The following is a 22,048-nucleotide window of genomic DNA, read 5'->3' as shown; positions in this document are numbered from 1 at the left end:
GATTATTTGGGGTAGAGCGGCGGCAGGCTGCTGGATTCGCTGGCGGTGTCCTGCTCGCGTTCGGCGGCCGGGATGCTGCGAATCGCTTTCCACAGTTCTTCACCTTGCCAGTACTGGCCGGTTTCGCTGTAGAGCGCGCCGTTGAGGCCATCCAGTGCATCGGACAGCAGTACAAAACGTGCGGCCATTTCGGCCAGGGTTTCTGGTTGTTGCCGCGCCCAGGCGTCCAGCGCCTGGCGTGTGGCCTGCGGGTCGTTGGCCAAGCTGGCGCGCTTGATGTCGTCGAGCAGTGTGCGTGGGCTCGGACCGGTTTGCGCAGCTCGCAGAATGGCCGGTTGCCAGCGTGCGCGCCACCACAGGCCGAAGCCAATGAATGTAGTACAGGCCAGCAGCAGGGTGCTCAGTTGCCACAGCCACAGCGATGAGTCATCGCTGTCGGCGATCGGGCCAGCGCCGGTCGGCGTATCGGCTGCCAGACTGGTATTGGCCGCCACCTGCAAGGTGCGGGCGGGCAGGTAGCTGCGCTCTAGACGGTCTTCGTGGGTGTTCCACCACACCAGTTCAACGGCGGGCAGTTCCACCTGGCCTACTCGCGTCGGCACCAAGGCTTCACGCTCTTCGCGGCTGCCGATCAGACCGTTGTCAGTGACCTGATTGCTCAGTTGCGGCAAGTCGGGGTAACGCCGCAAGCCATTCACGTCGGTGGCGGGCAGCGGCGGCAATTGGGCGCTGGACAGGCCTTCGGCCTTGAGGGTCAAGGTGCGGGTTAGCGAGTCGCCCACTTTGGAGTGATCCGGCTCGGGGTTCCAGCTTTCGCTCAGGCTCAGGCTGCGGGCCGGTAGCCAGGCGGCAGTGGCCGGATAGTCTTCAGGTTTGGGTTTGACCTGCAACGGGATTTCGGTCGAGGTCACGTGGACCATTTTCCCGGGCTTTGGCGCGCTGGGCGTCGAGGTGTTGCCGGGCTGGTTGTCCACCTGTGTCGCGCTGAAGGTCAGCGCGGGAATTTGCAGCTCGCCGCTGTGTTGCGGGTAGATGCCGTAGCGCACCTCGATTACGCCGTGGCGCACGCCATTGATCAGTTTCTCGTAAGTGCGCGACTCGCCCAGTTGCTCAACAATGGCGTCTTGCAGGTGCAGCGGGGTCAGGTTGCTGTCGTCGTACAGCGCGACCGAGTGATAAACGCGCAGGGTCAATATCGCCTGGGCTTGTACGTACACACTCGGCTGGTCGAGGCTGGCTTCAATGAACACGGGGGCCAGCTCGGAATCACTGGCGCTGCTCTGGGTCACCGTGAGGTTGATCGGCAAACTGTGATAATCGCCCACTTGCAGGGATGGAATGGTCACGGTGCCGGTCTGCTTGGGTTGCAGGGTGATGATCCAGCGCGTGGTGGCTTTGTTGTCATCGTTGAGCGTGGTCAGTTGGTTGACTTGACGCGTGCCGCGCACTTCAAACAGGGTATCCAGCGGCGCCAGATCGGGTTTGCCGAACAGCGTGGCGTCATTGGTCTCAAGGGTCAGCTCGACGGTTTCACCGGAGTTGAGCTGATCGCGGTCAACACTGGCGACCAGTCCCAGCGCATGGGCGGGCACTGTCCAGCAACAGAGCAAAAAGAGTAAAACGCAGAAGCGATTCATTGCGGCGAGTCCTGATGTTGCTGCTGTTCGTACCAAAATTTTCGTCGTAGCAATTCACTGGGGTTGTCGGGAATCTGTCTGAGCCATTGCTCCAGCGCCTGGTGGTGTTCGTCATCCAGCACATCTGTGCTCGGGGCGGGTGGACGGGTGGTGGTTTGTTCTTCCGGTTCGTTGCCGGGCTCGTTGCCAGCCGGTGGCGGTTCAACGGCGTCGTCCGGGTTGGCATGGGCGGCCGGGTCGGTGGCCGCGCTGCTTTGATCATGCTGGCCGTTTTCGCCGGTGGTTGTGGCATTACTGCTGCTGACGGACGGATCGGTGTCGTCGGGTTCGGCGGGTTTCTCCGGCACTTTGTCCGGCGGCGGTGTGTCTAGTTCGCGTTTTTGCTCAAGCACTTGCTCGACCAGCGCTTTGTTCTGCGCGGCGACTTGCAGGTCGGGTTGCAACTCCAAAGCTTGCTCGTAGGCGTCAATCGCCGCCTCGAGTTCACCACTCATGGCCAATGCGTTACCACGATTGTAGTGCGCGCTGGCACTGTTGACCTCGGCAAAGCGCTGAGCCGCCGCGCTGTAATCGCCCGCCTGATACAGCGCCAGACCTTGCCACAACGGGTCTTTGAAGTGTTCGACGGCTTGTAACGGTTTTTTCTGCTCCAGCAGGCGCTGGCCTTGTTGGTCGGGGCGCAACCACAGATCGGTCAGGCTAAAGGCATAGCTGGGTTGAGGCAGCATAAACAGCAGCGGCAGGCAGAACAGCCAGCCACGACGGCCCGCGCACGCGGCCAGCAGTAGCAGTGGCAGCAATAGCCAGTAGCCTTGGTCAGACCAGGTGTCCAGGCGCAGCGTCTGGCCGTCGTCGCGTAAATGTTGCGGGCCATCGAGCAAACCCAGGCCGCGCAGGTCGTTGTCATCCAGTTTTGCTTGTCGGTAACTGCCCCCTACGTCTTCGGCAAAGGCACGCAGGCTCGCGCTGTCGAGGCGTGGCAGGAGGATGGCGCCCTGGGCATCTTTCAGAAATTCGCCGTTTTCTTCGACCACCGGCGAACCTTCGCGTGTACCGACACCAAGTACCAACAGCGGCGGCGTGTGGCCGTCCAGTTCCTTGCGGATGCCAGCGCGCTCTTGTTCGCTGAGCGATGAAGTCACCAGCAGCAGGCGGCCTTCGCCCAGCGCGCCTTGGTCCAGCAGCTTGAGGGCTTTGTTGACGGCCAGATCGGCGCGATTGCCGGGTTGCGGCATGATCGATGGCTTGACCGCTTCGAGCAGGTTGCGGCTGGTGGCCATGTCATCGGACAGCGGCACCAGGGTGTGGGCGCTACCGGCGTAGACGATGATTGCCGTTTGCGCATCGCTGCGACTTTGCAGCAGGTCGTAGAGTTTGCGCCGTGCCTGTTCGAGGCGGTTGGGCTGGCTGTCGGTCGCGAGCATTTGCGGGGTCAGCTCAAGCATCACCACTAGCGGGTCGGCCGGTTTTTGCGCGGACTGTTCAACGCGTTCCCAACTGGGGCCGAGCAAGGCAAACAGGGCCAGCAACCAGGCCAGGCCGAGGGCAATCCACGGCAGTTTGCTGTCGCGGCCATTACCGCCGCTGAGCAAGACGCGATGAAAAGCTTCGGGCAGGATCATCTGCCAGCGCCCGGCGCGTTTTTGCCGGTGCCAGAGTTTCCATAGCAGCCAGCACAGCAGCGGCAGTGCCAGCAGCCATTCGGGACGAAACCAATGGGGCCAGAGCGCGCTCATCGGCGTCTCCGCAGACGCAGGCGTTTGAGCCGCGAGCGCCAGTCAGGATTTTGAGGCAGAAAGTGTTCCTTGCTCAGTAAACGTTGCAGCGGATGGTTGGGCCATAGCTCGCGGATCACCAGCAGCACGCTGAGCAGCAGTGCGCCAGCCAAAGGCCAACTGTAGAGCGCCTGCGCCGGGCGTGCCTGAGTGGGCTGCTGGGCGACAGGTTCAAGTTGGTCGAGGGTGTCTTTGATGGCTGCCAGTTCGTTACCGTCGCGGGCACGGAAGTAGCGGCCGCCAGTAATGTGGGCGATTTCTTCCATGGCCGGCTCGTCCAGGTCCACGCCCGGGTTAATGCTGAACAGACCCTTGGCGGTGTTTTCTTGCGGGTCGGAGCCAACCCCGATCGGGTAGATTCTGACGCCTTCTTCAGCCGCCAGGCGGGCCGCGGTCAAGGGATCGATCTGGCCGCCGTTGTTGGCGCCGTCGGTGACCAGGATCAACACCCGGCTCTGCGCCGGACGTTGGCGCAGGCGCTTGACGGCCAGACCAATAGCGTCGCCGATGGCCGTGTTTTTACCGGCAATGCCGATGCGCGCTTCGTCGAGCCAGGTGCGAACGGTGTGCCGATCAAAGGTCAATGGCGCTTGCAGATACGCCTGGCTGCCGAAAAGGATCAGACCGACACGGTCGCCTTCACGGTGTTCAAGAAAGTCGCCCAGCAGCTTTTTCACCGAGTCGAGGCGAGTGATGTCCTCGTTGTGCCAGTGCATGTCCGGGTAGTCCATGGAGCCCGAGACGTCCACGGCTACCAACAAATCGCGGCCGCTGGCGGCAATCGGCAGCGGTTCGCCGAGCCATTGCGGACGGGCAGCGGCGGTCAGCAATAACAACCACAGCAGCACATACGGAATTTGCTGACGCAGCGAGGGCAGGTTGGGTCGCGCCTTGCGCCGGGCCAGCTCTTCGAGATCGCCCAAAAAACTGACTTTAAGTGCGGGTTCGCCGCTGTCGGCAGCCGGCAGTACCAGGCGCATCACCCAGGGCAGTGGCAGTAAGGCGAATAGCCAGGGCCAGGCGAACTCAAACATGTTTGCGAATCCAGGTTTCAACCGCTTGATTGAGCCCGGCGATGGCCTTGTCGTCGAGTTTGCACTCGGGCTTGTACGCGCCTTCTACCAGCACCATCCAGCGGGTCAAACCGGCCGCCGGGCAGCGGTTATCAAGAAACGCCAACCATTTGCGGCCATTGAGCGTGTGGCTCTGGCTGTACGGGTAGTGGCTGCGGCACAAGCGTTTGAGCAGGCCGTTGAGTTGCTGCAGCCAGGCACCGGCAGGCGCACCATCGTAGGGTTTGGTGAAACGTGCCAGTTCTTCCAGGGCCGCCACGCGGACCGGGTCAAGGGGCTGTTCGGTGGTGGCCAATTGACGCTTGGCGGGCAGGTAACGGCGCAACCACCACAAACCCCAGCCCAGAGCTGGAATCAGGAGCAGCAGCAACCACCAGCCCGGCGCCGGTGGCCACAGGCCAATCGCCGGCGGGGTGATGAGCGGTTGCAGGTGTTCGAGCTCGGTCATGACGATTTGCCGGGGCGTTTGGCGTTCAGGAACTCACGCAGTTGTTCGATCATTTCGCTTTGCGTGCTGAGGGGCATCAGCAATACCCGCAGCTTTTGCGCGAGCAGCTCCCAGCGGGCAATACGGGCTTCGGCCTGAGCACGGTAAGCTTGACGCAAATCATAGTTGAGCGTGTCTAGCTCCAGTTGGGCTCCGCGCTCGGCAAAGCGCAGCAGCCCGGCGGCGGGCAGGGCGTGATCCAGTGGGTCAGACAACGGCAGCAGGATCAAGTCGCAATGGCGTGATAACAGGCTCAATTGCTGTTCGGCGGCGTCGGTCAGTGCCCGCTCATCACAAATAACCACCACCAGACTGCCGGGGCGCAGCACCTCGCGGGCGCGAATCAAGGCCATGCCCAGTGCATCACGGTCTGACTGGACTTCGGTGTGCAGCGACTGATTGACCCGCACCAAGCGGTTGAGCAACTGCAGCAGGCTTTGCTTGCTGCGCCGTGGCTTGATTTCGTAATGCTCGTGGTCGCCAAACACCAGGCCGCCCACGCGGTCGTTATGGCCCAGTGCGGCCCAACCAATCAGGCTCGCGGCTTGGGCGGCCAGCACCGACTTGAACATCAGCCCCGAACCGAAGAACAGCCGACGGCTTTGCTCGGCGAGGATGAAGATCGGCCGTTCGCGCTCCTCATGGAACATCTTGGTGTGCGGTTCCTGGGTGCGTGCGGTGACGCGCCAGTCAATGGTGCGAACATCGTCCCCGGCCTGATAAATCCGTACCTGATCGAAGTCGACCCCGCGCCCGCGCAACTTGGAGTGGTGCAAGCCCACCAACGGGCTGCGGTGCCCGGGGGTGGAGAACAGCTGCACCTCGCGCACGCGATGGCGCATCTCGATCAGTTCGGTGAGGGTCACACGAATGCCGGGCTCGGCGGGCAGGAGGGCGGTCATCGTCAGGCAACGGCAACAACGTCAAGGATGCGTTGCACCACGCGGTCCTGGTCGATGCCAGCCGCCTCGGCTTCGAATGACAAAATAATACGGTGGCGCAGCACGTCGAACAACACGGCCTGGATGTCTTCCGGGCTGACGAAGTCGCGACCGGCAAGCCAAGCGTGTGCACGGGCGCAGCGGTCAAGGGCAATCGAGCCACGTGGGCTGGCGCCGTAGGCAATCCACTCGGCCATTTCCGGGTCGAATTTGCCGGGCGTACGGGTCGCCATGACCAATTGCACCAGGTATTCCTCTACCGCATCGGCCATGTACAGCCCGAGGATTTCTTTGCGGGCGGCAAAAATGGCCTGTTGACTAACCCGGCGTTCAGGCTTGGTTTCACCGTTGAGGGCTTCGCCACGGGCCTGTTGCAGAATGCGCCGTTCGACGGCCGCGTCGGGGAAGCCAATTTTCACGTGCATCAGAAAACGGTCGAGCTGGGCTTCTGGCAGCGGGTAGGTGCCTTCCTGCTCGATGGGGTTTTGCGTGGCCATGACCAGAAACAGCGGTGACAGCTCGTAGGTGCTGCGCCCGACGCTGACCTGGCGCTCGGCCATCGCCTCAAGCAGGGCCGATTGCACTTTGGCCGGTGCCCGGTTGATTTCGTCGGCCAGCACCAGGTTGTGGAAGATCGGGCCTTGCTGGAAGACAAAGCTGCCGGTTTCGGGGCGATAGATTTCAGTGCCGGTGATGTCGGCAGGCAACAGGTCGGGGGTGAACTGAATGCGATGGAACTGCGCTTCGATACCTTCCGCCAGCTCTTTGATGGCTTTGGTCTTGGCGAGGCCTGGCGCGCCTTCGACCAGCATATGGCCGTCAGCCAGCAGCGCGATCAACAAGCGGTCAATGAGTTTTTCTTGACCGAGAATCTGCGTTGAAAGAAAGGTTCGCAGCGCCAGTAGCGCTTCACGATGTTCCATCGATGACTGTTCCTGAAAAGGACTGCAACGCCGTATAAATTACGCCATTGCCGGGGGCGTTACTTTAATCCATTGCGGGGGTTTCGGACTAATCGCAGGCGGCCTTTTTGTGCAAAAAAACCAAATCAGACAGGTTGTTGAGAATGGTGTTCATTTGGGTGGGGTTGTAGCCGCTGTCGAGGTACGAGGCTGCGATCGATTGCGCAGCGATCGTAAATCCTCAGACCTCGATTTGGCGGATAAACCCAGCGGCCCATTTACGTCTGCTGCGCAGCCGATCGCAGCCTCGTGCCTCGTCAGCGGCTACAGGGTTTTGTGTGTTATGGCGCAAAGTGCTCTACCAGCAGCGCGGCAAAGGCGTCGCGTGCGGCATGCGTGCCGGTTTCGCTGTGCCAGAAAAACAGGTTGGGCATGGGCGCAAGTTCGGGGAAGCGGTAAGTGACAAGGTGTGCGCAGGCGCCAAACTGCTGAAGCATGCCTTCGGGTATCAGTGCTAAACCTGCGCCAGCACTGACACAACCAATGATGCTGCCCCAGTTGGCGTAGTCGATTTTGCTGACTTCCAGCCCGTGTTCCGCCACCCAGTTTTCCAGCGCCGCCCGGTAAGGGCAGCCGGGAGGCCACATAAACACGATATGCCGGTGCACGTCAGCCAGTTGCGCAAGCGGCGCCAGTTTAGGGCTCGCAATCAACACTAGCTGTTCGTTGTAAAGCATTGTTTTAGATAATTTTGTTTGAGTGATTGAGCCGGCAACCATGGCCCCGTCAAGTCGGTGATGTTTAACATCATCGAGCAGTTGTTTTGATTTGCCGGTGACCAGTTCCAAGATGACCTGCGGATAGCGCTGATGGTAATCGGCGAGCAAGGGCGGCAGTCTGCCGGTTGCACAGGACTCAATTGCGCCAATGCGCAGCTTGCCGGCGGGCACGGCCTGGGGCGCAACCGCGCGTTTGGCCTGATCGACCAGCGCCAGAATCTGCTCGCTATAGCCCAAAAACACCTGCCCGGCTGCGCTGATGCGCAAGCCGCGACCGGCGCGGGTGAACAGTGCGGTGCCCAGTTCGCTTTCCAACTGCTTGATGCGGGTAGTGATGTTCGACGGGACGCAATGCAACTGTTCGGCGGCCAGCGCAATGCTGCCGCACTCTGCCACGGCCTTGACCATGCGCAACTGGCTCAGCTCCATTGTTCACTCCTGATGAATTCTGGGCTCTTTATATCTCACTTGTGGCCCCGCGTGAGCGCGATAAACACTGAACACCACTTCAATGGGTTCAGGATCACTAACGTGTCGTTACCTTTCAAACTGGCCATGGCCATGGCGGCTGTCGTGTTGTGTTGGGCCTATTCACCAATCGGCATCCATATCGGGCTGGAAAGCTACTCGCCGGGGCACCTGGCTTTGCTGCGATTTTTAATTGCATCGCTGTTTATGGCGTTGATCGCGTTGTTTATCGGCATTGGCGTGCCTCGGGTGCGGGATGTGCCCTGGTTGATGCTGTTGGGGTTGTTCGCCGTGGCGTTGCACCACATGGCGTTGAACATGGGCCAGCGTTGGGTCAGCCCCGGCGCATCCAGTGTGCTGGCGCAAACCGCGCCGTTATTCAGCACATTTATTGCGGCGGTGTGCCTCAAGGAGCGCGTCAGCGGCTGGCGCTGGTTGTGGGTCGCGGTTGGCTTGCTCGGGGTCGTGGTGGTGATCTGGGGCGATAAAGGCGTGGGTGAGTTCCACCCGCAGGGCCTGGTGCTGTTACTGGCGGCGTTGTCCTGGAGCATTTATTTTGTGCTGCAAAAGCACATTTCTACTCGCTACAGCCCTTTAACCATAGTCTGTTACATGGTCTGGGGCGGCACGCTGTTGCTCTGCGTGTACTGGCCCGGACTGACGGACGAAGTGCTCAAGGCGCCGGTCCGGGTGAATGTGGCGGTGTTGATCCTTGGCTTGTTTCCCAGTGCGTTGGCGTACTTGTTATGGGGCTTTGTACTGAATCACACCCAAGTCAGCCGTTCGGTCAGCGTGATGTACCTGATCCCGCCCGTCGCCATGGCGTTGGCGGCGGGTGTGTTGGGCGGTGAAGTTTCAGTTGGAGTGATTGCCGGGGCGGCTATAGTGCTGGGGAGCGTGATCGCGATGAGTCGCGAACCTCAGTCCAGGCGATAAAAATCCCGGGCATTTTGCCACAGTGCCTTTTGCGCCCCGGTTTCACCCAAAGCATTAACTACAATGTCTATATCATTGTTTTCAAAGGTTCTTGGTGCGCGGGTTGACGGTAAATCAGTGCCGAACATCAAGGCGTTCGGGTTGGCCGCGTGAATGTCGTTAAGCACCTGGGGCACGTCGAAATCAACTCGGCCAAAACCGCAGGCCTTGATGCGCACCCCGTGCTCGGCAAGGCGCAGCAAAGCCGGCAAACCTTCGTGGCTCAGCCCCAGGTGGTCGATGCTCAGCGCTGGCAATCGCAGCAAACGCTCGTACAACGGCGCCAGTTCACGTGAGTCGATGTACAGCTCTGAATGCCAGCCCACGCAGTCGTAGACGCGCTTGGCCAGTGATTCGAGCTGGTCGAGTTGCTCTGAGCCGCCGCGCTTGAGGTTGAAGCGCAGGGCGCGAACGCCGTGCTGGTTCAATGCTTCAAGCTCGGCGTCGGTGACGCTGGCGGGCAGTTGGGTGACGCCGACAAAGCCTGCGCCCAGGCGTTTGAGCGCGGCGATCAGGTAGGTTTGATCAAAGCCCTGGAACGAGCCTGAAACCACCGCGCCCCCGACGACGCCCAGATCGCGGGTACGCGCGAGGTAATCATCAACGCTGAAAAAGTCTGGCACGTAGCCGTTATTGGGAATCAGCGGATAAGCCTTGTCGATGATGTGGCAGTGGGCATCGAAGAGTTGGCGCATGGCGGTCATACCTGTCGGTGTGCGGGTTCGGGCTCTGGCGGGTCAGTTCAATTCGCTGATGTAGGTGCCGGTACCGTCGAGAATGTTTTTCAGGGTTTGTTCGATCTCGGCCAGTTCATCGGCATCGGCGCTATGGAGGATTTCCAGGTGGTCGCTACCGTTCAGCACGTCGGTATCGCCGGGCGCGACTTCGATCAGCAGGCGCGTCGGGCTGAGTGTGACCTTTACGCCCTCGAGGGTGGAGGGCTCATCATCCAGGGTGATTTCCAGTTCGTCCTCGTCCGGGTAGCGCGACATCAGAAACATTTCGCCCTTGTCACTGTGGCAGCACAGCATGGCCATGTTGTCTTCTTCGTCGTCACACGGATTGGCCATGAGCAGGGCGGTGGTCATTTGCATGGTGGGGAATTCCTGGCGCTGAGCGCATCTAATCACTGAACAAGCGGCGATTTTGCCAGCCCGCGCGTTTTTGTGCTGGCTCAATCTTGGTAGGTGGCTGATGGCCTGTTATTTCGTGTCAGATATTTCTGATACTGCCGACAGAAATTAAGGCGTTTTTATGAAGTTTTATGAATCTCCACTGCTAGGGTTGTTGCTGTCCGGGTCACAAGATTGCCGCCCCATGACCGAATATGTCGCCGCACCGCAAGCAGGCCGGGCGATGCAGTCGTTAAGCTGCGTTGTTGGTGGTTATCGCTAAACATGCAGCCTGTGGACCTGGCAGTCGTTTTTACCGATAAGCATCCCGGAATAATGTTGTGACCTCAGGGTTTCAGCCAGCTTCACCTCCCTGTCACGTTGTGTTCTTGAAGGTTGAGCACAGTAGTGACAGGTCCCCCAAGCGGGAATAGCACGCGACGCTTCTCTCAATAACAAGCCCAAGCGGAGTACCACAGATGGCGTTCTTCACCGCAGCCAGCAAAGCCGACTTCCAGCATCAACTGCAATCTGCACTGGCCCAGCACGTCAGTGAACAGGCTCTGCCACAAGTAGCCCTGTTTGCTGAGCAATTCTTCGGCATCATTTCACTGGACGAACTCACCCAACGGCGTATGTCCGATCTCGCCGGCTGCACCCTGTCGGCCTGGCGGTTGCTGGAGCGCTTTGACCCGGACCAGCCGCAAGTGCGGGTGTTTAACCCCGATTACGAGCGTCATGGCTGGCAATCAACCCACACTGCGGTTGAAGTGCTGCACCACGATTTGCCGTTTCTGGTGGACTCGGTGCGTACCGAGCTGAACCGCCGTGGTTACAGCATCCACACCCTGCAAACCACCGTATTGAGCGTGCGTCGTGGCAGCAAGGGCGAGTTGCTGGAAATCCTGCCCAAAGGCACTACCGGTGAAGGTATCGCGCAAGAGTCGTTGATGTACCTTGAGATTGACCGCTGCTCGAACGCCGCTGAATTGAATGTACTGAGCAAGGAACTGGAGCAGGTTCTGGGTGAAGTGCGCATCGCCGTGGCTGACTTTGAGCCGATGAAGGCCAAGGTCAGGGAACTGCTGGCCAGTGTCGACAACTGCCCGTACGCGGTGGATGCGGGTGAAAAAGCCGAGATCAAGAGCTTTCTGGAGTGGCTGCTGGGCAACCATTTCACCTTCCTGGGCTATGAAGAGTTTGTGGTACGTGACGAGGCAGACGGCGGCCATATCGAATATGACCCGCAGTCGTTCCTCGGCCTGACCAAGCTGCTGCGCGTCGGCTTGACCGCTGAAGACCTGCGTATCGAAGATTATGCGGTGAGCTACCTGCGAGAACCGACCCTGCTGTCGTTCACCAAGGCTGCCCACCCGAGCCGTGTGCACCGCCCGGCGTACCCGGATTACGTGTCGATCCGCCAGATCGACGCGGATGGCAAAGTGATCAAGGAATGCCGCTTTATGGGCTTGTACACCTCGTCGGTGTATGGCGAGAGCGTGCGTGTGATTCCTTATATCCGTCGCAAAGTGGACGAGATCGAGCGCCGCTCGGGTTTCCAGGCCAAAGCTCACTTGGGCAAAGAGTTGGCGCAGGTGCTGGAAGTCCTGCCCCGTGATGACCTGTTCCAGACCCCGGTGGATGAGCTGTTCAGCACCGTGATGTCGATTGTGCAAATCCAGGAGCGCAACAAGATTCGCGTGTTCCTGCGCAAAGACCCGTATGGGCGTTTCTGCTACTGCCTGGCCTACGTGCCGCGTGACGTGTATTCCACCGAGGTGCGACAGAAGATTCAGCAAGTGCTGATGGACCGTCTGCAAGCATCGGACTGCGAGTTCTGGACCTTCTTCTCTGAATCCGTGCTGGCGCGGGTTCAACTAATTCTGCGGGTTGATCCGAAAAACCGCATCGACATCGACCCGCTGTTGCTGGAAAAAGAAGTGGTTCAGGCGTGCCGCAGCTGGAACGACGACTACGCCAGCCTGGTGGTTGAAAGCTTCGGTGAAGCCAATGGCACCAAGGTGCTGGCAGACTTCCCGAAAGGCTTCCCGGCAGGTTACCGCGAGCGCTTTGCCGCGCACTCGGCCGTGGTCGACATGCAGCACTTGTCCAATCTCAGCGAAAAGAAACCGCTGGTGATGAGTTTCTACCAGCCGCTGGGCCAAAGCGCCGGGCAGGAACTGCATTGCAAGCTGTACCACGCCGATACGCCGCTGGCGTTGTCTGACGTATTGCCGATTCTGGAAAACCTTGGCTTGCGCGTATTGGGCGAGTTCCCATACCGCCTGCGTCACGCCAACGGTCGTGAGTTCTGGATCCATGATTTTGCCTTTACTGCTGGCGAAGGCTTGAACCTGGATATCCAGCAGCTCAACGACACGCTGCAAGATGCCTTCGTGCATATCGTTCAGGGCGATGCCGAGAACGATGCGTTCAACCGCTTGGTGCTGACGGCCGGTTTGCCGTGGCGTGATGTGGCGTTGCTGCGGGCTTATGCGCGTTACCTGAAGCAGATCCGCCTGGGCTTCGATCTGGGCTACATCGCCAGCACCCTGAACAACCACACCGACATCGCTCGCGAGTTGACCCGGTTGTTCAAAACCCGCTTCTATCTGGCGCGCAAGCTGACCGCCGAAGACCTGGAAGACAAGCAACAGCGTCTGGAGCAAGCGATTCTGACCGCACTGGACGACGTTCAGGTGCTCAACGAAGACCGCATCTTGCGACGTTATCTGGACCTGATCAAAGCGACCCTGCGAACCAACTTCTACCAGCCGGATGCCAATGGCCAGAACCGTTCGTATTTCAGCTTCAAGTTCAACCCGCACCTGATTCCAGAGCTGCCCAAGCCGGTACCGAAGTTTGAAATTTTTGTCTATTCGCCTCGGGTTGAAGGCGTTCACTTGCGTTTCGGCAACGTGGCCCGTGGTGGCTTGCGCTGGTCGGATCGTGAAGAAGACTTCCGTACTGAAGTGCTGGGTCTGGTAAAAGCCCAACAAGTGAAGAACTCGGTGATTGTACCGGTGGGTGCCAAGGGCGGTTTTGTCCCGCGTCGTCTGCCACTGGGCGGTAGCCGTGATGAAGTACAGGCTGAAGCTATCGCTTGCTACCGCATCTTCATCTCCGGCCTGCTGGACATCACTGACAACCTCAAGGATGGCGCGCTGGTGCCGCCGTTGAACGTGGTGCGTCATGACGACGATGACCCGTACCTGGTGGTCGCGGCGGACAAAGGCACGGCTACTTTCTCGGACATTGCCAATGGTATTGCCATTGACTACGGCTTCTGGCTGGGTGACGCCTTCGCATCGGGCGGTTCGGCCGGTTATGACCACAAGAAAATGGGCATTACCGCCCGTGGTGCCTGGGTGGGCGTGCAGCGTCACTTCAGAGAGCGCGGGATCAACGTCCAGCAAGACAGCATCAGCGTAGTGGGCGTCGGCGATATGGCCGGTGACGTGTTCGGTAATGGCTTGTTGATGTCTGACAAATTGCAGCTGGTCGCGGCCTTTAACCACCTGCACATCTTTATCGATCCTAATCCTGAGCCAGCCAACAGCTTTGCCGAGCGTCAGCGCTTGTTCGATTTGCCACGTTCGGCCTGGTCGGACTACGACACCAGCATCATGTCAGCGGGCGGCGGGATCTTCTCCCGCAGTGCGAAAAGCATCGCCATCTCACCGCAGATGAAAGAGCGCTTTGCGATCACTGCCGACAAACTGACCCCGACCGAGCTGCTCAATGCCTTGCTCAAGGCCCCGGTAGACCTGTTGTGGAACGGCGGTATCGGTACTTACGTCAAGGCCAGCACGGAAAGCCATGCCGATGTGGGTGACAAGGCCAACGATGCGCTGCGCGTCAATGGCAACGAGTTGCGCTGCAAGGTGGTGGGCGAGGGCGGTAACCTCGGCATGACCCAACTGGGCCGTGTGGAGTTTGGCCTGAACGGCGGTGGCTCGAACACAGACTTTATCGACAATGCCGGCGGCGTGGACTGCTCTGACCACGAAGTGAATATCAAGATCCTGCTCAATGAAGTAGTGCAGGCAGGCGATATGACCGAGAAGCAGCGCAACCAACTGCTCGGCAGCATGACCGATGAAGTGAGTGCGCTGGTCTTGGGCAACAACTATAAGCAGACGCAGGCCATTTCTTTGGCAGCGCGTCGTGCCTATGAGCGCATTGCTGAATACAAGCGTCTGATGAACGACCTGGAGGCCCGTGGCAAGCTGGACCGCGCCATCGAGTTCTTGCCGTCTGAAGAGCAGCTCAACGAGCGCGTGGCCGCGGGTCATGGGCTGACACGCCCTGAACTGTCGGTCTTGATCTCGTACAGCAAGATCGATCTCAAGGAGGCGTTGCTTAACTCCCAGGTGCCGGATGACGACTACCTGACCCGCGATATGGAAACGGCCTTCCCGCCGATGCTGGTCAACAAGTTTGCCGCAGCGATGCGCAGACACCGCTTGAAGCGCGAGATCGTCAGCACGCAGATCGCCAACGACCTGGTCAACCACATGGGCATCACCTTTGTGGAGCGCCTGAAAGAGTCGACTGGCATGAGCGCGGCCAACGTGGCCGGGGCTTATGTCATCGTGCGTGACATTTTCCACCTCCCGCACTGGTTCCGTCAGATCGAAGCGCTGGACTATCAAGTGCCGGCCGAAATTCAGCTGGCATTGATGGACGAACTGATGCGCCTGGGCCGTCGTGCCACCCGCTGGTTCTTGCGTAGCCGTCGTAACGAACTGGACGCAGCGCGCGATGTTGCGCACTTTGGTCCGCATCTGGCTGCGTTGGGCCTCAAGCTCAACGAACTGCTGGAAGGCCCGACCCGCGAAGGCTGGGAGGCTCGTTATCAGGCGTACGTTGATGCAGGCGTGCCGGAGTTGCTGTCGCGCATGGTGGCAGGCACCACGCACCTGTACACCTTGTTGCCAATCATCGAGGCGTCTGACGTCACCGGCCAGAACGCCGCGGATGTGGCCAAAGCGTACTTTGCCGTGGGCAGCGCACTGGACCTGACCTGGTACTTGCAGCAGATCAGCAACTTGCCGGTGGAGAACAACTGGCAGGCGCTGGCCCGCGAGGCCTTCCGTGACGACATCGACTGGCAGCAGCGCGCAATCACCGTGTCGGTGTTGCAGATGGCTGATGCCCCGGTTGAAATCGAAGCACGCGTAGCTTTGTGGCTTGAGCAGAACCAGTCGATGGTTGAGCGCTGGCGTTCGATGTTGGTCGACCTGCGTGCTGCTACCGGTAACGACTACGCGATGTATGCCGTGGCCAACCGTGAGCTGCTGGATCTGGCGTTGAGCGGTCAAACAGGGCTCTGACAGCCTGAGCAGTAAAACAAAGCCCCGGCTCAGTTGAACTGAGCCGGGGCTTTTTTGTTTCTGGTAGCTGCGGGGGCTTTAGATCCCGATGTTGCCCAAGGTCAGTGCGATATTGCGCAAGGTGCCGGCGAGAGCTGGGTGCTTTAATTCAAAACTTTCAACAGCGAGATTGACGCTGTCAGCCAGGCTGTTGTCCTTGGTGGTTCTTTCCAGGGCAATCTCGGCTTCAATTTGCTTGGCCAGATCGTTCAGTTGCTCACGCTGTTTAATATCGAGCGGTGGATTCTGGTCCAGTTGCTCGCGCAAGGTATTGAGTTGTTCTTGCAGTTCGCGGGCAGGCATAGCATTCATCCTTTATTGATAGGCACTGTTGTAGACCTTCGAGAAGCGCAAAAGATCTACAAGCGGGCGTCTAGATTAATCCAGTCGCGCTTAGAGTGCATGATCTGTCTCAAAATTGCAGTTGGTCGACGCCTCTGGGTCAAACGGGGATCAACGCTTCTGCCTCGATCTCGATCAGCCATTCGGGTAGCGACAACCCGCTGACGATAATCCAGGAGGACGGCGGCGGGTTATTTGGGAAGCGATTACGCAGCGCGCTGGCGATGGGCTCTTGCTGATCACGGGCGGACTCAACGATGTAGAGTCGCAGCATGATGACGTGCGACAGGTTGCCATGGGCATGGGCCAGGATTGACTCGATGTTGTCCAGCGCCTTCTCGGTCTGCTCAGTAATCCCCGGGCCGACGGTGTTTTCATTGGCGTCCACCCCGACCTGGCCGGATAGCAGAATCCGCCTTCCATCGCGTACTTCGATGGCTTGGCTGAAGCCGTACTGCAGGGAGTTGAAAACAGTTGGCGGGTTATGAACGCGTCTGTTCATGGTGCTTGTCAGTCCTTGGCAAAGTGTTTGAGCGCCAAGTCTGCAATTTAATCGTCGAAGGTGCAGTGGCAGCCTTGTAACCGGGCGTTTCATCTACGTGCAGCCTTTATGTACGTTGTTTCGCCAACCTTGCGTGCCACATGTTGCGTTGCTTGGGGGCTGCCAAAAATGCAATTGCCGTTATACTCATCGCCTGACCCCAGGGCGTAGCGCCCAAGTGATACGTATTCTCAAGGAGTTTTGCTATGCGCTGGACCAAGCGTCTTGCTCAAATTGGCCTGTGTGCCACTGTGTCAATGGCACCGTTTGCTGCCAATGCAGCCACCGAGGCTGACCCGTGGGAAGGCTTCAACCGCGCCATTTTCACGTTTAACGACACGCTTGATACCTATGCCTTGAAGCCGATTGCTCAGGGTTATCAGTTCATCACGCCGCAGTTTCTGCAAGACGGCATTCACAACATGTACCGAAACATCGGCGATGTACGCAACCTGGCCAACGACGTGTTGCAAGGCAAGCCTCACGCCGCAGCTGTCGACACCTCGCGCATGTTGATGAACACCATTTTTGGTATCGGCGGTTTCTTTGATGTGGGCACCAAAATGGGCCTGCAACGCAACGACGAAGACTTCGGCCAGACGCTGGGCCGTTGGGGCCTGCCAAGCGGTCCTTATCTGGTCTTGCCGCTGCTGGGCCCAAGCACCGTGCGTGACGCAGCCGGTATCTACCCGGACTCCTTCACCAAGCCATACCGCTACATGAACGATATTCCGGCGCGCAACATGGCGATCGGCATGGATGTTATCGATGCTCGTGCCAGCCTGTTGTCGGCAGAAAAACTGATCACCGGTGACAAGTACGTCTTTATTCGTAACGCGTACCTGCAAAACCGTGAGTTCAGAATCAAAGACGGCGAGATTGAAGACGACTTTTAAGTCATTGATCCTGCCCACAAAAAACGGCCTTTATGGCCGTTTTTTGCATCGTTGTTCATGAAAAAAATGCATCTTTAAGGGCGTTTAAACCAAGGTTTTAGTTGCCGTTTACGATGTTCTTATAACCCGAGGGAATTTAACCGGGTGAACACGTCAAACCGCTATCGGCCTGAGCTTGAAACCCCCCGCAGATGGGAGTACCGTCTGCGCCTTACACGAGCACCTTTGTAGGAATGATTAAAACAATCGTTCTGGTGAGGGATGTTCAAAAGCCTATTCAGTCGTTGGGCCCGATGTGTTCGAGCCCTGACGCAAACCTAATTCTGGCGCCGTTTGCCCACATGCAAAAAACCAGTGCCACGCTGCTGATCATTGATGACGACGAAGTAGTGCGTGCCAGTTTGGCAGCCTATTTGGAAGACAGCGGCTTCAGCGTCCTGCAGGCCAGTAATGGCGTGCAAGGTCTCAAGGTGTTCGAGCAAGAGCAACCGGACTTAGTGATCTGCGATCTGCGCATGCCGCAAATGAGCGGGCTGGAGTTGATTCGCCAGGTCGCCCAGCGCTCGGCACAGACCCCGGTGATCGTGATCTCGGGCGCCGGTGTGATGAGTGATGTGGTCGAAGCGCTGCGTCTGGGCGCCGCCGACTACCTGATCAAGCCGCTTGAAGATCTGGCGGTGCTGGAGCATTCCGTGCATCGTGCGCTGGATCGCGCCCGGTTACTGCATGAGAACCAGCGCTACCGCGAGAAACTGGAATCAGCCAACCGCGAGCTTGAAGCCAGCCTGCATCTGCTGCAGGAAGACCAGAACGCCGGGCGGCAGGTGCAGATGAACATGCTGCCTACCAGCCCCTGGTCGCTCGACGGATTCGACTTCGCGCACCAGATTATTCCGTCGTTGTATTTGTCGGGCGATTTCGTCGACTACTTCAAGGTCGATGAGCGTCGGGTAGCGTTTTACCTGGCAGATGTTTCTGGCCATGGCGCGTCTTCAGCGTTCGTGACCGTGCTGCTCAAGTTCATGACCACTCGCTTGCTGTTTGAATCCAAGCGCAATGGCACTTTGCCTGAGTTCAAGCCGTCCGAAGTGCTCGCGCACATCAACCGTGGCTTGATCAACTGCAAGCTGGGCAAGCATGTGACCATGGTCGGCGGTGTGATTGACCAAGAGACCGGCCTGCTGACCTACAGCATCGGTGGGCACCTGCCATTGCCGGTGCTGTACACCCCGGACAGCGTGACTTATCTGGAAGGACGAGGGTTGCCGGTCGGCCTGTTCAACGAAGCGACCTACGAAGATCAAGTGCTGAAATTGCCCGAGACATTCAGCCTGACGTTGATGTCTGACGGAATTTTGGACCTTTTGGCCGAGCCTACACTCAAAGAGAAAGAAGCTGCTCTACCTCAGTTGGTAAAAGCAGCGGGTGGCAGCCTGGATGGTCTGCGCCAGGTTTTTGGATTAGCTACGCTAGGGGAGATGCCGGATGATATCGCCCTGATGGTGTTAAGCAGGAATCTTACATGAGTACCGGTAGAATTCAGTTCGCCGAACAGGACGGCACCTTCGTCCTGAAGTTTGTCGGTGAAGTGCGTCTGACACTGTGTTCAGCACTGGATGCGACAATCGAAAGGATCTTCACGGCGCGCAACTTTACGGCCATCGTGATCGACCTCACAGAGACTCGCAGTATCGACAGCACCACATTGGGCTTGCTGGCGAAACTGTCGATTTTGTCGCGCCAAAAAATAGGCCTGTTGCCGACGGTTGTGACCACCCACGAAGACATCACCCGACTGTTGCAGTCGATGGGCTTCGATCAGGTCTTCAACATCATCAACAGACCAATACCCTGCCCTGAGTGCCTCACAGACTTACCGTCGCAAGACGAGACTGAAGACGTGGTGCGGGTCAAGGTGCTTGAAGCGCACAAAATTCTGATGGGCCTCAATGACTCCAACCGTGAAGCCTTTCATGACCTGGTGAACGCGCTCGAGCGCCATTGATCCATGGCGCACAAAAAAGGGGCCGTCCTGAACAGGAACGGCCCCTTTTGCTTGCCCGGTTTTTAGCGGCCTTCCAGCAGTTCGGCGGCTTGATCCAGCAGCGCCAGCGGATCCTTGGCTTTATGGATATCCGCCGACAGCAATTGACGGAAGCGTCGCGCGCCAGGGAAACCCTGACCCAAGCCCAGAATATGCCGTGTGATGTGATGCATCGAACCGCCCGAGGCGATATGCGCAGCAATATACGGCCTTAGCTGCTCCAGCACCTGTGCACGGGTGATAATCGGCTCTGCGCTGCCAAACAACTGCTGATCGACCTCCGCCAGCAAATACGAGTTGTGATACGCCTCACGCCCCAGCATCACACCATCGAACACCTGCAAATGCGCGTGGCATTCCTCCAGCGTCTTGATACCGCCGTTAAGAACAATCTCCAGCTCCGGGAAATCAGCCTTCAACTGAGCCACAACGTCATAGCGCAGCGGTGGGATATCGCGGTTTTCTTTCGGTGAGAGCCCTTCCAGAATCGCGATACGCGCATGCACTGTAAAGCTTTCGCAACCGGCATCACGCACCGTGCCGACAAAATCGCACAACTGCGCGTAGCTATCACGGCCATTGATCCCGATCCGATGCTTGACCGTCACCGGAATCGACACCGCATCGCGCATCGCCTTCACACACTCGGCGACCAGCGCCGGATGAGCCATCAAACACGCGCCAATCATATTGTTCTGCACCCGATCACTCGGGCAGCCGACATTCAGATTAACCTCGTCATAACCCGCCGCCTGCGCCAAACGCGCACACGCCGCCAAATCCGCAGGCGTACTGCCACCCAACTGCAACGCCAACGGGTGCTCAGTATCGTCATGCCGCAAAAACCGCTCGGCATCACCGTGTAGCAAAGCACCGGTGGTCACCATCTCGGTGTACAACAGCGCATGTTTGGACATCAGCCGCAGGAAGAATCGGCAATGGCGATCAGTCCAATCCATCATGGGTGCCACAGAAAATTTACGATTCATAAAGCCTTGTATTTAAAGGCCTTCAGCAGGTTTTTGTGCTATCGTTCGTGTACATTTCAGGGGCCAAAATGACGGTTTTGGTACACCTGGAGTACACGCCGTGTGCATCAAAGGTATGCATCGGGTATGGATAAATGAACACTGAGTGAACACGACCATGGCTTCAATCCAAAAGCTTCCAAGCGGCAACTGGCGTGTGCTGATTCGATCAAAAGGTCACAAGGCGATCAGTGAAACGTTCACGACAGAGAAGCTTGCAAAGGCGTTTGCAAAGGAAAAAGCACGTCAGCTTGAAGAGATCAAAGCCACTGGCAGGGCCGCTGCTCCCAAGGGTTCAACTCTCGCGCATTATATCGATGACTACCTCGATTACATACAGCAGGGCCGTACCCTTCAGCGGAGCGCACTGTTCATCTACAAAGCTTTGAAGAAACGCCTGGGCAAGATCGGCATCGAACGGCTTTCGAAGAGTCACCTGGAGTCGTTCATTGATGCCAGGAAAAGAGAGGGCGTTCAGGGTCAAACAATTGCTGGTGATCTCTCGTTGCTGTCATCTGTGCTTCGCTATTGCTATGACACCAAGCACCTTGATGTTGACCCAGATCTGGCCGACAAGGCGCGTAAGGGGCTGAAGACAAGTCACAAAATGAGAATCAAAAGTCGCGAAGTGGAGTGTGTACCAACACAGCAGGAGATCGACGCTATCACCGCTGTCTTTGCTACAAAGCCCCGTCAGCAGATCGACATGCCGCAGGTGATCCGATTCAGTCTCTACACATCTATGCGACAAGCAGAGATCTGCAGAATCAGAATTGAAGACTTGGACAGGGAGAATAAGACAGTCATTATTCGCGACCGAAAGCATCCTGACGAAAAGGAAGGTAACGATGAGACTGTTCCCCTGCTGCCTTCAGCCTGGGAGCTTGTAGAGAACTTTATCGGGGGGCGGAAATCCGGCTGCATTTTTCCTTACAATCCGAAGTCCGTTTGTACTGCGTTCACACGCGCACGGGCGGAAGCTGGAGTGTCTCGACCAGTTCGCTTTCACGATCTTCGGCACAAAGCGATCACTGACTTTTTCGGCATTGGCCTGAACGTTCCCCAAGTCGCGCTGATGAGCGGCCACCGTGATTGGCAGACTTTGAAACGATACACACACGTCAAAGCAACTGATGTCCATACTGCTTACAACGCCCTGAACATCAAGCAACAAGACGCTAGAAATATCGACGGACAACTCGCCCTGATTTTGCAGCAACTTGGTGAACTCAAAAGCGCCCCGGCATGAAAAAAGGGGCCAGTTGGCCCCTTCATTTCAAATGCAGCGTCTAATGAAGTCGTCCGAATCGGCTTCCACCAGACTGCTGATGAATTCCATCACAGCGTTTTTTGGATACAAGTAAGCAGAGCCAAAGCGGATAGGTTTCGGCCCCTTGCCGTGCTTTCTCCAATACGCCAAAGTATCAAGGTTGACCTTAGCGAGTTCACTGATATCTTCGGCGGTGTAGCAGTTGATCTCGTGAGCAATCTTGCTTCTGATGTCGCTCATGTCAGATCGCTCCGCCGTGAGTGAAACCGAAGCCCTTGACCCTGAACATCGGGAGCGTGCTTACTCCGTCCGCAGGATGAAAGAAGCTATTTCCTGCATATGCGTAAGCCGGGTCACAGCTATTTTCTCTCAAGTTGTCGAGTGTAGACTTGCTCACGTTATA

General features: G+C 58.1%; 19 protein-coding genes. 6 read left to right on the top strand and 13 right to left on the bottom strand.

Annotated elements, in window-relative coordinates; translation table 11 throughout:
- Positions 1 to 2: 2 nt before the first annotated feature.
- From QMX84_RS03105 to QMX84_RS03075, 7 genes are all read right to left on the bottom strand, one after another.
- Positions 3 to 1,637, bottom strand: coding sequence for a protein BatD (locus QMX84_RS03105; RefSeq protein WP_282363108.1), 1,635 nt, complete (start codon positions 1,635 to 1,637; stop codon positions 3 to 5).
- On the bottom strand, positions 1,634 to 3,373 hold the full coding sequence (locus QMX84_RS03100) for a tetratricopeptide repeat protein (protein WP_282363107.1): 1,740 nt from the start codon (positions 3,371 to 3,373) through the stop codon (positions 1,634 to 1,636). The genes QMX84_RS03105 and QMX84_RS03100 overlap by 4 nt, the downstream gene beginning before the upstream one ends.
- Positions 3,370 to 4,446 (bottom strand): VWA domain-containing protein, encoded by a 1,077-nt coding sequence (locus tag QMX84_RS03095; protein WP_282363106.1) that lies wholly within the window; start codon positions 4,444 to 4,446, stop codon positions 3,370 to 3,372. Before QMX84_RS03095 ends, QMX84_RS03100 begins: the two co-directional genes overlap by 4 nt.
- On the bottom strand, positions 4,439 to 4,933 hold the full coding sequence (locus QMX84_RS03090; RefSeq protein ID WP_282363105.1) for a DUF4381 domain-containing protein: 495 nt from the start codon (positions 4,931 to 4,933) through the stop codon (positions 4,439 to 4,441). Before QMX84_RS03090 ends, QMX84_RS03095 begins: the two co-directional genes overlap by 8 nt.
- The gene (locus QMX84_RS03085; protein WP_048370278.1) at positions 4,930 to 5,874 is read right to left on the bottom strand and encodes a DUF58 domain-containing protein; all 945 of its coding nucleotides are present in this window, start codon (positions 5,872 to 5,874) and stop codon (positions 4,930 to 4,932) included. Before QMX84_RS03085 ends, QMX84_RS03090 begins: the two co-directional genes overlap by 4 nt.
- A 2-nt stretch (positions 5,875 to 5,876) precedes the next feature.
- Positions 5,877 to 6,836, bottom strand: coding sequence for a MoxR family ATPase (locus QMX84_RS03080; RefSeq protein ID WP_016780594.1), 960 nt, complete (start codon positions 6,834 to 6,836; stop codon positions 5,877 to 5,879).
- Positions 6,837 to 7,156: 320 nt separating this feature from the next.
- Complete coding sequence (locus QMX84_RS03075; protein WP_282363104.1) at positions 7,157 to 8,023, bottom strand: LysR substrate-binding domain-containing protein; 867 nt, start codon at positions 8,021 to 8,023, stop codon at positions 7,157 to 7,159.
- 126 nt (positions 8,024 to 8,149) lie between these two features.
- Between QMX84_RS03075 and QMX84_RS03070 the strand changes: the two genes are divergently transcribed.
- A complete protein-coding gene (locus QMX84_RS03070) occupies positions 8,150 to 8,998 on the top strand; it encodes a DMT family transporter (RefSeq protein ID WP_278939846.1) in 849 nt (282 codons plus the stop codon).
- Here QMX84_RS03070 and QMX84_RS03065 read toward each other — a convergent pair.
- Complete coding sequence (locus tag QMX84_RS03065) at positions 8,983 to 9,732, bottom strand: amidohydrolase family protein (protein ID WP_278939813.1); 750 nt, start codon at positions 9,730 to 9,732, stop codon at positions 8,983 to 8,985. The two genes, QMX84_RS03070 and QMX84_RS03065, sit on opposite strands and share 16 nt — an antisense overlap.
- A gap of 42 nt (positions 9,733 to 9,774) precedes the next feature.
- Positions 9,775 to 10,131, bottom strand: a complete 357-nt coding sequence (locus QMX84_RS03060; RefSeq protein ID WP_282363103.1) for a hypothetical protein — start codon at positions 10,129 to 10,131, stop codon at positions 9,775 to 9,777.
- A gap of 497 nt (positions 10,132 to 10,628) precedes the next feature.
- Here QMX84_RS03060 and QMX84_RS03055 point away from each other — a divergent pair, with 497 nt between their 5' ends.
- On the top strand, positions 10,629 to 15,485 hold the full coding sequence (locus QMX84_RS03055; protein WP_282363102.1) for an NAD-glutamate dehydrogenase: 4,857 nt from the start codon (positions 10,629 to 10,631) through the stop codon (positions 15,483 to 15,485).
- A gap of 78 nt (positions 15,486 to 15,563) precedes the next feature.
- Here QMX84_RS03055 and QMX84_RS03050 read toward each other — a convergent pair whose 3' ends face one another.
- Both QMX84_RS03050 and QMX84_RS03045 read right to left on the bottom strand, forming a co-directional pair.
- Positions 15,564 to 15,827 carry a DUF4404 family protein gene (locus QMX84_RS03050; RefSeq protein ID WP_262125808.1) on the bottom strand — a complete coding sequence of 88 codons (264 nt, stop codon included), beginning with the start codon at positions 15,825 to 15,827 and terminating at the stop codon, positions 15,564 to 15,566.
- Between the two features lie 139 nt (positions 15,828 to 15,966).
- A complete protein-coding gene (locus QMX84_RS03045) occupies positions 15,967 to 16,368 on the bottom strand; it encodes a Rid family hydrolase (protein ID WP_282363101.1) in 402 nt (133 codons plus the stop codon).
- Positions 16,369 to 16,613: 245 nt separating this feature from the next.
- Here QMX84_RS03045 and QMX84_RS03040 point away from each other — a divergent pair, with 245 nt between their 5' ends.
- The 3 genes from QMX84_RS03040 (at position 16,614) to rssC (ending at position 19,308) form a co-directional block, all read left to right on the top strand.
- On the top strand, positions 16,614 to 17,303 hold the full coding sequence (locus QMX84_RS03040; RefSeq protein ID WP_123748986.1) for a VacJ family lipoprotein: 690 nt from the start codon (positions 16,614 to 16,616) through the stop codon (positions 17,301 to 17,303).
- Positions 17,304 to 17,644: 341 nt separating this feature from the next.
- A complete protein-coding gene (gene rssB, locus QMX84_RS03035) occupies positions 17,645 to 18,829 on the top strand; it encodes a two-component system response regulator RssB (RefSeq protein ID WP_048370293.1) in 1,185 nt (394 codons plus the stop codon).
- Positions 18,826 to 19,308: an anti-sigma factor antagonist RssC gene (rssC, locus tag QMX84_RS03030; protein ID WP_048370295.1), complete on the top strand. Its 483-nt coding sequence runs from the start codon at positions 18,826 to 18,828 to the stop codon at positions 19,306 to 19,308. The genes rssB and rssC overlap by 4 nt, the downstream gene beginning before the upstream one ends.
- Before the next feature lie 62 nt (positions 19,309 to 19,370).
- On the opposite strand, the gene dusA is transcribed toward rssC, so the two are convergent.
- The gene (gene dusA, locus QMX84_RS03025; RefSeq protein ID WP_282363100.1) at positions 19,371 to 20,336 is read right to left on the bottom strand and encodes a tRNA dihydrouridine(20/20a) synthase DusA; all 966 of its coding nucleotides are present in this window, start codon (positions 20,334 to 20,336) and stop codon (positions 19,371 to 19,373) included.
- A gap of 145 nt (positions 20,337 to 20,481) precedes the next feature.
- Here dusA and QMX84_RS03020 point away from each other — a divergent pair, with 145 nt between their 5' ends.
- Complete coding sequence (locus QMX84_RS03020; RefSeq protein WP_282363099.1) at positions 20,482 to 21,624, top strand: site-specific integrase; 1,143 nt, start codon at positions 20,482 to 20,484, stop codon at positions 21,622 to 21,624.
- Between the two features lie 27 nt (positions 21,625 to 21,651).
- On the opposite strand, the gene QMX84_RS03015 is transcribed toward QMX84_RS03020, so the two are convergent.
- Positions 21,652 to 21,885 (bottom strand): hypothetical protein, encoded by a 234-nt coding sequence (locus tag QMX84_RS03015; protein ID WP_282363098.1) that lies wholly within the window; start codon positions 21,883 to 21,885, stop codon positions 21,652 to 21,654.
- Between the last annotated feature and the right edge of the window lie 163 nt (positions 21,886 to 22,048).

The organism is Pseudomonas sp. PS01297 (assembly GCF_029959305.1).
GTDB classification, from domain to species: Bacteria; Pseudomonadota; Gammaproteobacteria; order Pseudomonadales; family Pseudomonadaceae; genus Aquipseudomonas; species Aquipseudomonas helleri.
This window is presented reverse-complemented; position numbering and strand designations above follow the sequence as displayed.

Excerpts from the sequence above, each read along its gene's own strand:
- QMX84_RS03055 (WP_282363102.1), top strand. The coding sequence starts at position 10,629 with ATGGCGTTCTTCACCGCAGCCAGCAAAGCCGACTTCCAGCATCAACTG.
- QMX84_RS03105 (WP_282363108.1), bottom strand. The coding sequence starts at position 1,637 with ATGAATCGCTTCTGCGTTTTACTCTTTTTGCTCTGTTGCTGGACAGTG.
- dusA (WP_282363100.1), bottom strand. The coding sequence starts at position 20,336 with ATGAATCGTAAATTTTCTGTGGCACCCATGATGGATTGGACTGATCGC.
- QMX84_RS03045 (WP_282363101.1), bottom strand. The coding sequence starts at position 16,368 with ATGAACAGACGCGTTCATAACCCGCCAACTGTTTTCAACTCCCTGCAG.
- QMX84_RS03065 (WP_278939813.1), bottom strand. The coding sequence starts at position 9,732 with ATGCGCCAACTCTTCGATGCCCACTGCCACATCATCGACAAGGCTTAT.
- QMX84_RS03050 (WP_262125808.1), bottom strand. The coding sequence starts at position 15,827 with ATGCCTGCCCGCGAACTGCAAGAACAACTCAATACCTTGCGCGAGCAA.
- QMX84_RS03095 (WP_282363106.1), bottom strand. The coding sequence starts at position 4,446 with ATGTTTGAGTTCGCCTGGCCCTGGCTATTCGCCTTACTGCCACTGCCC.
- QMX84_RS03070 (WP_278939846.1), top strand. The coding sequence starts at position 8,150 with ATGGCCATGGCGGCTGTCGTGTTGTGTTGGGCCTATTCACCAATCGGC.
- QMX84_RS03040 (WP_123748986.1), top strand. The coding sequence starts at position 16,614 with ATGCGCTGGACCAAGCGTCTTGCTCAAATTGGCCTGTGTGCCACTGTG.
- QMX84_RS03100 (WP_282363107.1), bottom strand. The coding sequence starts at position 3,373 with ATGAGCGCGCTCTGGCCCCATTGGTTTCGTCCCGAATGGCTGCTGGCA.
- QMX84_RS03060 (WP_282363103.1), bottom strand. The coding sequence starts at position 10,131 with ATGCAAATGACCACCGCCCTGCTCATGGCCAATCCGTGTGACGACGAA.
- rssC (WP_048370295.1), top strand. The coding sequence starts at position 18,826 with ATGAGTACCGGTAGAATTCAGTTCGCCGAACAGGACGGCACCTTCGTC.
- QMX84_RS03090 (WP_282363105.1), bottom strand. The coding sequence starts at position 4,933 with ATGACCGAGCTCGAACACCTGCAACCGCTCATCACCCCGCCGGCGATT.
- rssB (WP_048370293.1), top strand. The coding sequence starts at position 17,645 with ATGCAAAAAACCAGTGCCACGCTGCTGATCATTGATGACGACGAAGTA.
- QMX84_RS03075 (WP_282363104.1), bottom strand. The coding sequence starts at position 8,023 with ATGGAGCTGAGCCAGTTGCGCATGGTCAAGGCCGTGGCAGAGTGCGGC.
- QMX84_RS03085 (WP_048370278.1), bottom strand. The coding sequence starts at position 5,874 with ATGACCGCCCTCCTGCCCGCCGAGCCCGGCATTCGTGTGACCCTCACC.
- QMX84_RS03080 (WP_016780594.1), bottom strand. The coding sequence starts at position 6,836 with ATGGAACATCGTGAAGCGCTACTGGCGCTGCGAACCTTTCTTTCAACG.
- QMX84_RS03015 (WP_282363098.1), bottom strand. The coding sequence starts at position 21,885 with ATGAGCGACATCAGAAGCAAGATTGCTCACGAGATCAACTGCTACACC.